The sequence below is a fragment of the Chelatococcus caeni genome, assembly GCF_014196925.1.
Taxonomy (GTDB): Bacteria; Pseudomonadota; Alphaproteobacteria; order Rhizobiales; family Beijerinckiaceae; genus Chelatococcus_A; species Chelatococcus_A caeni.
The window spans coordinates 1-2,990 of record NZ_JACIEN010000017.1; the positions used below are offsets into that span (position 1 = coordinate 1).

Genomic DNA, 2,990 nt, shown 5'->3' on the forward strand with positions numbered 1-2,990 from the left:
TGCCGCTCCACCAGCCGCTCCGCCGCCTTCTTCAAGGCCGCCGCCTCGAGCCGTCCCTCCAGCTCCAGCACCAGCTGCACCGTATAGACGTCCGGCCCCGCCCCGTCGTAGAGCGCGTGGAACAGCAGCCCCTCCTGCAGCGGCGTCAGCGGCCAAACGTCCGCAAGCCCCGACACCTCCCGCTCCAGGACCGACACCTCCGCCTGCGACAGCCCGCCCAGCAGGACGTCGGACGGTGTGCGGCCGCCGGCGCCTGGCAGCGCGGCATGGCGGACGAGGGCCGACAAGGCGGCGAACCAGTCCTCGGCCAGTTCCTCGACCACCTGCGGCGTCACCAGCGCCGGGGCGAAGGTCCAGTCGGCGACGAGGCGCGGGCCGTCCTCCCCGTCGATCACCTGCGCATCGAGCGAAACGGCATGGGCGAGCGGCATGGCCGCGTCGGCGCCGCCGGCGAGCCCCTCGCCTTCCGGCGCCGGCATCCACGCACCGCCGCGCGCCGCCGGGAAGCGGCCGAGATAGTTGAACGACATCTGGGGCGCCGGTTGAACCGCAAGCGCCTGCCCCGCCTCCGCGTTGAGATAGCGCAGGAGGCCGTAGCCGAGGCCGTTGTCAGGCAGCACCCGCAACTGCTCCTTGATGCGCTTGAGGGCAAGCCCCAGCGCCTCGCCGCCGGCGAGCGCCGCGCGCCGGTCGATGGCGCCCGGGTCGAGCCGCACCGGAAAGAGGCTGGTAAACCAGCCGACCGTGCGGCTGAGGTCCATACCCGCCGCCGCCTCGCGGCCATGGCCCTCGAGGTCGACGAGCACCGCCTCGCCGCGGCCGAGGCCGTGGCGCTCGCGCCAGTCGGCGACGGCAAGCGCGAAGGCGGTCAGCAGCACGTCGTTGACGCCGCCGTGGAAGAGCGCCGGCAGCCGCGTCAGCAGCGGCGCCGTCACCTCCGGCCCGAGGATGCATCGCCGCACCCCGGCCGAACCGGCAGTGTCGCGCGCGGGATCGAGCGGCGGCAGGGCGAGCCGCGCCCCGGGATCCGCCAGCATGCCGCGCCACAGATCCCGTTCCGCCAGCCGCTGCGGCTGGTGCGCCGCCTCGACGAGATGCGCGGCCCAACGGCGGAACGAGGTGGCGACCGCCGGCAGGGCCACCGGCTCGCCCGCCTCCAGCGCTGTGAAGGCGCTGCCGAGGTCCTCGACGAGGATGCGCCAGGAGACCCCGTCGACGACGAGATGATGCAGGACGAGGAGAAGCCGGCCCGGCGCCCGGCCGCGATCGAACCAGACCGCCGCGATCATCGCCCCGTCCTCCGGTGACAGGCGCCGCTCCGCCGCCGCCCGTTCCTCGGCGACGAGGGCTTCGAGCGCCGCGCCATCGGCATCGCGGGCGCAGACCCGACGCAGGCATTCCGCCGCAACGACGCTGCCGGCCGGCGAGACGGCCGGCGTCCAGCCCGGCAGCAGCCTGAGGCGCAGCATGTCGTGGTGATCGATCATCGCCTGCAGCGCGCCGGCGAGGGCGGCCTCCTCGATGGCGGGCGGCACCTCGAGCAGCATGGCCTGGTTGAACGCGCCGATCGGGCCGCCCTTCTCGCGCAGCCAGGCGACGATCGGCGTCAGGGGCACCGGTCCCTCGCCGGGCTCCGGCGCGGCCTCCTCGGCGCCAAGATCAATGGCGGCTTCCGCCAGCCCCGCCGGAGTGCGCCGCTCGAAGACGTCGCGCGGCATCAGCCCGAGCCCCTCCCGCCGGGCCCGGCCGACGAGCTGGATCGACAGGATGCTGTCGCCGCCGAGGGCGAAGAAGCCGTCGTCGATGCCGACCGTGTCGAGCCCGAGCACCTCGGCGAAGAGCCGGCACAGCAAGGCCTCGCGGTCGTTGCGCGGGGGCGTGGTGCCGACGGGCGCGAGCTGCGGCGCCGGCAGCGCGCGCCGGTCGAGCTTGCCGTTCGGCGTCAGCGGCAGGCTGTCCAGCATGACGAAGGCCGCCGGCAGCATATGCGCCGGAAGCTGCGCCGCGGCATGGGCCCGCAGCGCCTCGCCGTCGATGACAGCCGCGGCCCGGGCAACGCAATAGGCGACGAGCCGGCGGTCGCCCGGCCGGTCCTCGCGTGCGATGACCACCGCCCGGGCGACGGCGACATGGCCATTGAGCACGGCCTCGATCTCGCCCGGCTCGATGCGATGGCCGCGGATCTTGACCTGCTGGTCCGCCCGGCCGACGAAGACGAGCTCGCCATCGGCGCGCCGGCGCACGATATCGCCGGTGCGGTACATGCGCGCTCCCGGTGGGCCGAAGGGGTCGGCGACGAAGCGCTCGGCCGTCAGGTCCGGCCGGCCGCGATAGCCGCGGGCGAGGCTGAGGCCGCCGACATAGAGCTCCCCGGCGACACCGGAACCGACCGGCCGCAGCGCCGAATCCAGCACATAGACGCGGCTGTTCCAGATCGGCGAGCCGATCGGCGGCGTCCCGCCCGCCGTCAGCCGCCCGCTCATGGTGGCGCAGACGGTCGTCTCGGTAGGGCCGTAGGCGTTGATCATGGTGCGGGCATCGGCCCAGCGCGCCATCACCTCGGCCGGGCAGTGCTCGCCCGCGGTGATGACGGTGCAGTCCGGCGGCACCGCCTCGACCGGCAGGACCGACAGCACCGCCGGCGGCAGCGTGACATGCGTCACGCCATGACCGGCGAGGAGCGCAGCGAGCTGCTCGGGCGACTGGAACCCCTCCGGCGGCATCAGCACCAGGGTGCCGCCGGCCACGAGCGCCATGGCGACCTCGGACACCGCCGCATCGAAGCTGAAGGAGGCGAATTGCAGGACGCGGGATGTGGGCCCGACGCCGAAGCGCTCGATCTGCCCGAGGGCGAGGCTGGCGATGCCGACATGGGTGACGACGACGCCCTTGGGTCGTCCGGTTGAGCCCGAGGTGTAGATGACATAGGCCGGATGGGCGAGGTCGTGGCCGGCCTCGTCCGGCGCCGTGTCCGGCTCGTCCGCCAGCGC

General features: G+C 74.2%; 1 protein-coding gene. It reads right to left on the reverse strand.

Annotated elements, in window-relative coordinates:
* A partial coding sequence (locus GGR16_RS26035) for a non-ribosomal peptide synthetase (RefSeq protein WP_183319147.1) occupies positions 1 to 2,990 on the reverse strand: 2,990 nt, incomplete at both ends.